The following is a 6,385-nucleotide window of genomic DNA, read 5'->3' on the forward strand; positions in this document are numbered from 1 at the left end:
CTGCCGGAGCATCGGCGGCCGGACGGCCGTGAAGTCTTCCCATGGATAACGCCCTAATATCTGTGGCGCCGCTGCTCACGGCCTGCGGCGACGTCGCCGAGCCGCTGCGCCAGGTGGCCCTGTTATCTGCAGGCTGGGGCCGTGCCCACCGTCGTCCACCTGCCGGTCGGAATGGCCTCGGAGCCCTAGCCCAGACAACAGCCGCAAAGTAGGCCGCGGGTACCGCGGCGGGCCCCATTCGCAAGGCTGCGCCCATGACCTGCTGGCTCCTGCTCGGCGCGGGCCTGTCTATCCGCGATCCGAACCTGGCGTGGCAGTGCCGCCTGAGTTCGCTTCGGGTTTCGTGTAGAGGACCTCGCGGACCTGCTCCGCGGCGCGGAGGATGCTCTCGCTGATGAAGTCGCTGAAGCGGGCGATGTTCTCCAGGCGGGCGGCGGCCGGGGTGTCGCGGCCGAGGATGCCGACGCCCTGCCGTGCGGTCTCGGCGACCTGGGCGATGCCGCGGGCGCTGGCGATCGTCGACTGGTACCAGACGTCGTCGTCGACGACGTAGCGCTCGCGGCGGCGTTCGTCGCGTTCCCGGCGGATGAGGCCTTGATCTTCGAGGAACGCGATCGCCTTGGAGACGGACGCCGGGCTGACCTGGAGGTGCTGGACGAGTTCGGACGCGGTGAGGCTGCCCGCGTCGGCGATGAAGAGGCAGGTCAGCACCCGAGCCGTCATCTTGGGCAGGCCCTGTTGCATCAGGAGGGTGGTGAACGCCTCCTCGTACTCGCGCACGGCCTCGTCGTCGCGCCCGTGGCCCTGCGCCGGCGCCCCCTGCCCTCGGGGCGGGGTGTGCTTGCGCCGATGGGCGCGGCGTTCGGTGGCGCGGTGGGCCAAGTCGGCGCGGTAGGCGGTGGGGCCGCCGTTGCGCATCACCTCACGCGTGATCGTCGAGGTGGGGCGCTCGAGACGTCGGGCAATCTCCGCGTAGGCGAGGCCGTCGGCCAGCCCCAGCGCGATCTGCTGGCGTTCCTGCTGGGTGAGTCTGCCTCCCGGCACCGCGATCTCCCTTCGTGCTTCCTGACGCTGCCAGCGTAGCGTTCGCCCACAGTCCAATGCAACGACCTGGGCACCTGTCATTGCGTTAGATTTACGCCCGTTGCAACGAAAACAGGGCTGTTCGCCTGCACTAATGCAGATTGTACGCAACGAATTCGTTGCGCGTTCCTCGAATGCAACGTAGCGTTTCCGGTGTCAGAAACGAAGAGCGCATGAGGAGAGCATGATGCAGAAGTTCGACACCCCCGCCGCGATCTCCGCCGTCCTGGACATCCCCGCCGGGCGCATCCAGGTCATCGCCGCCGACCGGGCCGACACCACCGTCGAGGTCCTGCCCGCCAACGCCTCCAAGGGCCGCGACGTGAAGGCGGCCGAGCAGACCAAGGTCGAATTCGGCGACGGCGTCCTGCGGATCAAGGCCCCGGCGGAGAAGAACCAGATCCTCGGCGCGTCCGGATCCATCGAGGTGACCGTCCAACTGCCCGCCGGCTCGAGCATCGAGGCCAAGGCCGCCAGCGCCGAGCTCCGCGGCGTCGGGCGCCTCGGCGACGTCGCCTTCGAGGGCGCGTACCGCCAGATCAAGATCGACGAGGCTGCGAGCGTCCGCCTCACTGCGGTCGACGGCGACATCGAGGTCGGCCGGCTGGGCGGCCCCGCGGAGATCACCACCGCAAGGGGCGACATCCGGATCGCCGAGGCGGTGCGCGGCACGGTCGTGCTGCGCACCCAGTCCGGCGACATTTCGGTCAGCGCCGCCGCCGGCGTCTCGGCCGCCCTGGACGCCGGCACCGGCTACGGCCGCGTCAGCAACGCCCTCAAGAACGATGGCGCCGCCGAACTCGACATCCGTGCCACCACCTCTCGCGGCGACATCACCGCCCGCAGCCTCTAACGGAGCAGAACCAGGACTGTCCGGCCGGGCCCATCGAGATCTTGTCGGTCGTCGCCGAGGGCGCGGCCGTCCGTCCCAAGCGGCCTGCGATCCACGTGCAGGGCCTGGAGAAGTCGTACAAGACGCTCTCACGCGACCAGGGGGAACACATGACGAAGAACAGCACTTCCTCGACGAGTTCGAAGTGGACCGGCATGGTGCCGGTCGACGACACGGCCCTGGCCGTCACCGACACCGGCGGTCCCGGTATCCCTGTGGTCTACCTCAATGGCCAGTTCGCCACCCAGGGGTACTGGCGGCGGGTCGTCGCCGAACTGGGGACGGGGTGGCGGCACATCACCTACGACGAGCGGGCCCGCGGTAAATCGAAGCGTTCGGCGGACTATTCCTTCGAGGCAGCCGTCCGGGATGTCGATGCCGTTCTCGCGGCCCGGGGTGTGGACCGGGCGCTGGTGGTGGGCTGGTCCTACGGGGCGTTCGTCGGGGCGCACTGGGCCGGCCGGAATCCGGAGCGTGCCCTGGGCGCGGTCCTGGTCGACGGCGCGTTCCCCTACGACTGGCTCGACGAGGCCATGGAGCAGCGGATCCGGAAGCTGTTCAGGCGGATGAGCTGGTTCCTGCCGCTGCTGCGCCCGACGGGCCTGGCCCCGCGGATGACCGCCGAACAGCAGGCGAACAGCAACATCGAGCTCGGCAGGCTCTCCCGCGAGCGCGAGCTGGGTCCTGTGCTGGACAACATCACCGTCCCGGTGCGGTATGTGGTCGCTTCGGGGACGTCCCTCGGAAGCCGCGGTGATGAGCAGGAACGGATACGCACCAGCCTCGATGCGGTGACCGCCCACAACCCGAACATCCAGATCGGCGCGAAGGTCGCCAGCAACCACGGTGCGATCCTCAAGAAGGACTTCCCGGCCATCGCCGAGGCCGTACGCGAGGTCGCCGCCCTCGACCGCGGGGGGCGCTGAAGACACGACCAGCTGACTGACGACAACTACATGTCCTCGCCACCATCGCCACCATCGCCACCATCGTCATCATCGTCCAGCTCGACCGCGTCCGGGTCGCGCAGGGGCCGCAGTCCTTCGCGCGGGACGGACGGGGTGAAGCTGTAGCGGCCGAGCACGTTGAGGTTGCGGTGCTTGAGCGGGGAGAGCCGGGTGACATCCTCGTTACGGAGCTCGTGGCCCTCGGCGCGGAGCTGAGCGACGGCGGCGTCGATGTAGCGGGTGGTCCAGAGCACGACGGCGTTGAGGACCAGGCCGAGCGCGCCGATCTGGTCTTATCCGAACTAGCCCAGCTGACGGCCCGGCAGGTAGGACCGCAGTCGAGTTGCTGAAAGTAGTGGGCAGAAATCTTGGTGTCCGGGAGCATCCGGGCGTGTCACGCCGTCGGGTCCTGCCTGGTTGGCTTTATACGTGAGTCGTGAGAGCACCTCTCGCTTGGCGGCGAGAGCACCCGATGCTCCAGGCGAGTGATGTCGCCGAGTTTTGAGAGCGGTCGGGTGTTTGCTTCGGGACCATGGTTGTGCTCTGCACGACGAGGAGAGCCGGGTGCTGCCGAAGACCAAGGTCGATCTGTACGCGGCGCTCAGCCGCGACGCGCGCCGGCCTGTCGAACCGCGCTCTCCAGCGGAAGTACAGCGTCGGCATCCTGGCGGTGAAGAAGGCCCTGGAGTCCGCTTGGCCCGAGCCGCGCAAGGAGCCGGCGCCCAGGGCGACACGGCTCCTTGCCCATGCCGTATGCGTAGGCCTCAGCGACGACCCCGCGCTCACCATCAACTCGTAACAACGGGGGCGGGCGCGGGCGCGGGTTGGGGAACATCGCGCATGTGGCGGAGCGGGGAGAAGAACACGAACCAGCCGGCCGCCCAGGAGCCGATGAACGCCAGCCAGAGTGTGGGCCGTATGCCGATCAGGGTGCCGAGTACTCCGCCGAGGATGCCGCCGAGCGGCAGCGTGCCCCACACGATCCAGCGGACGGCCGCGTTCATCCGGCCCATCAGCTCCGGCGGTGTCACCGACTGCCGGTAGCTGAGCTGCGCGACGTTGTACACCATCCCGGCGAAGTACGCGATGCCCCAGCCCAGCGGGAACAGCAGCACTCCCCAGCCTCGCCAAGCGGCCGCCGCGATGACCTGCGGCGCGCTGAGGACCAGCATCGACACCCAGATGATCCGCGCCGAGCCGATCTTCTTGGCGAGCCGGCCGGCGAACGCGCCCCCGGCCATCCCGCCGATGGCCGCGCCCGCCACGATCAGCCCGGTCAGCGCGGGGCGCACGTGCAGCACCCGGACGAGGAAGACCATCGCCAGCGCCGAGCTCATCCCGGAGAACAGGTTCGCGGTGCCCGTGCACGCCACGACCCTCCGCAGGATCCGGTGCCCGACGACGAACCTCAGTCCCTCGGCGATCCGGCGCCGCAGCGGCTCGTCCGCCGTCCGCGCCGGCGGCGGCTCCTCCCGCTTCCTGATCCCGAGGATCGACAGCACCGAGATCGCGTAGGAGACCGCGTCGGCCGTCATCGCCCCCGCCGCGCCGAACACCCCGACCAGTCCACCGCCCAGGCTCGGGCCTCCAAGCTGCGCGAACGCCTGGGTCGTCCCGAGCTTGCCGTTGGCGGCCATCAGGTCCTCGGTGCGGATCAGCGATGGCACATAACTCTGGTACGAGACGTCGAAGAACACCGTGCACACACCCGCGGCCGCCGCGACCACGTACAGCTGAGCCATCGTCAGGACGCCGAACGCCGCCGCCACCGGGACCGAGCCTATGATCACCAGGCGGAGAACATTGCAGACGATCATGATGGAACGCTTAGCGCCGCGGTCCACCAGCGCACCCGCGGGCAGCGCGATCAGCGCGAACGCCGCCGTGGTGGCGGCGGTCAGGAGCCCGACCTCGAGCGTGCTCGCCTTGAGCGCGACGACCGCGAGCAGCGGCAGCGCGATCTGGGTGACCGCCGAGCCCATCTCGCTGACCGTCTGGCCGCTCCACAGCAGCATGAAATCCCGCTGACGCCATAGGCCCGGACCGTCGAGCTCCGGCGCGGCATCCTGTAAATCCTTCGCTACTTCCGTCACAGCTCCAACTCCGCTCTCAGATCCACGGCCCGGACTGTGCCGCTGATCACCAACACGCCGACGGCGTGCTCTCGGTTCTAGCCGACATCTCCCGGCGTCTCGATCGAGAACCGATGCCAGAACCGACCGACACCCGCTCTCCGCCTTCACCTACACAGCCACCTGGTCGCCCATGAACGGGGACCCCGACGGGTTCGCGCGCCTGCACCGACTGGCTGACTCCGGGCCGGCGAGCTCGTGCAAGGACGCCCAGATCGCCGCGACACGGGTCGCAACCCTGCCGGCCTGCAAGGGCGGACTGATCCGTGACATCACCGTTGGGGACTGCGTGGAACTCGTCGACGCCCAGCGCCGGGTGCATGCCCGCGGCGGGCAGAAGAAGGTCGACTTCTATCTGCGGCTGCGGACTTTGGGAATCTTCCCCGAGGACGCCCCCGCAACGATCCGGGCGTTCGGGCTCGCCCTAGGCCAGCTGAGCATCGAGGAACTGGTGGACGTCCGGCAGGTTGGATGCGGTTATGTGTTCGGTCAGACAGACCGTGCCTAGGCTTTGCGGGCGAGCAGTTGAATCTCCTGGAACTGCCGTCGGTCGGTGGGCTGAGGCTCACGAACCATCCGGGCTACCTCGACCAACCCGGACTTGCGCAGCATCGCGGCGAGGTGATCAGGCCACCACCGATAGGCCGGCGCGACTGTGTGATCGAAGACCTGCGTCGGGTGAGACGGATCATCGCTGGCCGAAAAGCCGACCAGAAGGTGGCCGCCAGGTGCCAGCACACGATGGAACTCCGCCAAGATGACGGGGAGTTCTTGCGGCGGAGTGTGGATGATGGACCAACGTGAGAGTACGCCGCCCAGCACGCCGTCAGCGATGTTCAACGCGGCCATCGAGCCCACGTCGAACCGCAGGCCCGGATGAGCCTGTCGAGCCAACTCGATCATCGCAGGAGAGGCATCAACACCAAACGCCACCAGCCCCAACTCGTCCAGATGAGCGGTGATATGGCCAGGCCCGCACCCCAAGTCCGCGACCTGACCGTCCCCACTCGCACTTACGACCTCGGCGAAGGCACCCAAGATCGCGCGGTCCAATGGCCTGTCCCGCAGCCCGTCGCGGAACAGCTGCGCATAGGTGGGGGCAGCAGCGTCATAGGCCTTGCGGGTGGCACTGAGGGCATCGTGTTCGACCATGCTCGCGACAGTAGTTCCTGGCGCTGAGGCAAGCCGAGAGAATCACGATCTCCCCTCCCGCCTGTTCGCCCGGGCTATCGCCAGTTCAGCGGATTCTTGCGAGGAGCCCCGGGGCTTCAGCCCCGGGAGGAATCGCATCTTGAGGTGAGCGTCGCGGAGTGTCGCGGTGTCGTGACCGG

6 protein-coding genes and 1 pseudogene are annotated in these 6,385 nt (G+C 68.4%); 3 read left to right on the forward strand and 4 right to left on the reverse strand.

Translation table 11 applies throughout. The features are described from left to right. Window positions 1-288 precede the first annotated feature (288 nt). Window positions 289-1,044 (reverse strand): GbsR/MarR family transcriptional regulator, encoded by a 756-nt coding sequence (locus ACZ4WS_RS47250; RefSeq protein ID WP_467990322.1) that lies wholly within the window; start codon window positions 1,042-1,044, stop codon window positions 289-291. 226 nt (window positions 1,045-1,270) lie between these two features. On the opposite strand from ACZ4WS_RS47250, the gene ACZ4WS_RS47255 reads away from it, so the two are divergent. Together ACZ4WS_RS47255 and ACZ4WS_RS47260 are read left to right on the forward strand one after the other, a co-directional pair. Next, the gene (locus ACZ4WS_RS47255) at window positions 1,271-1,936 is read left to right on the forward strand and encodes a DUF4097 family beta strand repeat-containing protein (RefSeq protein ID WP_467990331.1); all 666 of its coding nucleotides are present in this window, start codon (window positions 1,271-1,273) and stop codon (window positions 1,934-1,936) included. A gap of 41 nt (window positions 1,937-1,977) precedes the next feature. After that, window positions 1,978-2,901 (forward strand): alpha/beta fold hydrolase, encoded by a 924-nt coding sequence (locus tag ACZ4WS_RS47260; RefSeq protein WP_467990324.1) that lies wholly within the window; start codon window positions 1,978-1,980, stop codon window positions 2,899-2,901. Between the two features lie 26 nt (window positions 2,902-2,927). On the opposite strand, the pseudogene ACZ4WS_RS47265 reads toward ACZ4WS_RS47260, so the two are convergent. Both ACZ4WS_RS47265 and ACZ4WS_RS47270 read right to left on the reverse strand, forming a co-directional pair. Then, a pseudogene (locus ACZ4WS_RS47265) lies at window positions 2,928-3,215 on the reverse strand (Tn3 family transposase); the annotation flags it as partial. A gap of 495 nt (window positions 3,216-3,710) precedes the next feature. Beyond that, the gene (locus ACZ4WS_RS47270) at window positions 3,711-5,015 is read right to left on the reverse strand and encodes an MFS transporter (protein ID WP_467990325.1); all 1,305 of its coding nucleotides are present in this window, start codon (window positions 5,013-5,015) and stop codon (window positions 3,711-3,713) included. 172 nt (window positions 5,016-5,187) lie between these two features. Here ACZ4WS_RS47270 and ACZ4WS_RS47275 point away from each other — a divergent pair, with 172 nt between their 5' ends. After that, the gene (locus ACZ4WS_RS47275; protein WP_467990327.1) at window positions 5,188-5,562 is read left to right on the forward strand and encodes a hypothetical protein; all 375 of its coding nucleotides are present in this window, start codon (window positions 5,188-5,190) and stop codon (window positions 5,560-5,562) included. On the opposite strand, the gene ACZ4WS_RS47280 is transcribed toward ACZ4WS_RS47275, so the two are convergent. Further along, window positions 5,559-6,206 carry a class I SAM-dependent methyltransferase gene (locus ACZ4WS_RS47280; protein WP_467990329.1) on the reverse strand — a complete coding sequence of 216 codons (648 nt, stop codon included), beginning with the start codon at window positions 6,204-6,206 and terminating at the stop codon, window positions 5,559-5,561. The two genes, ACZ4WS_RS47275 and ACZ4WS_RS47280, sit on opposite strands and share 4 nt — an antisense overlap. Between the last annotated feature and the right edge of the window lie 179 nt (window positions 6,207-6,385).

The sequence above is a fragment of the Streptomyces sp. NPDC029292 genome (assembly GCF_055569295.1).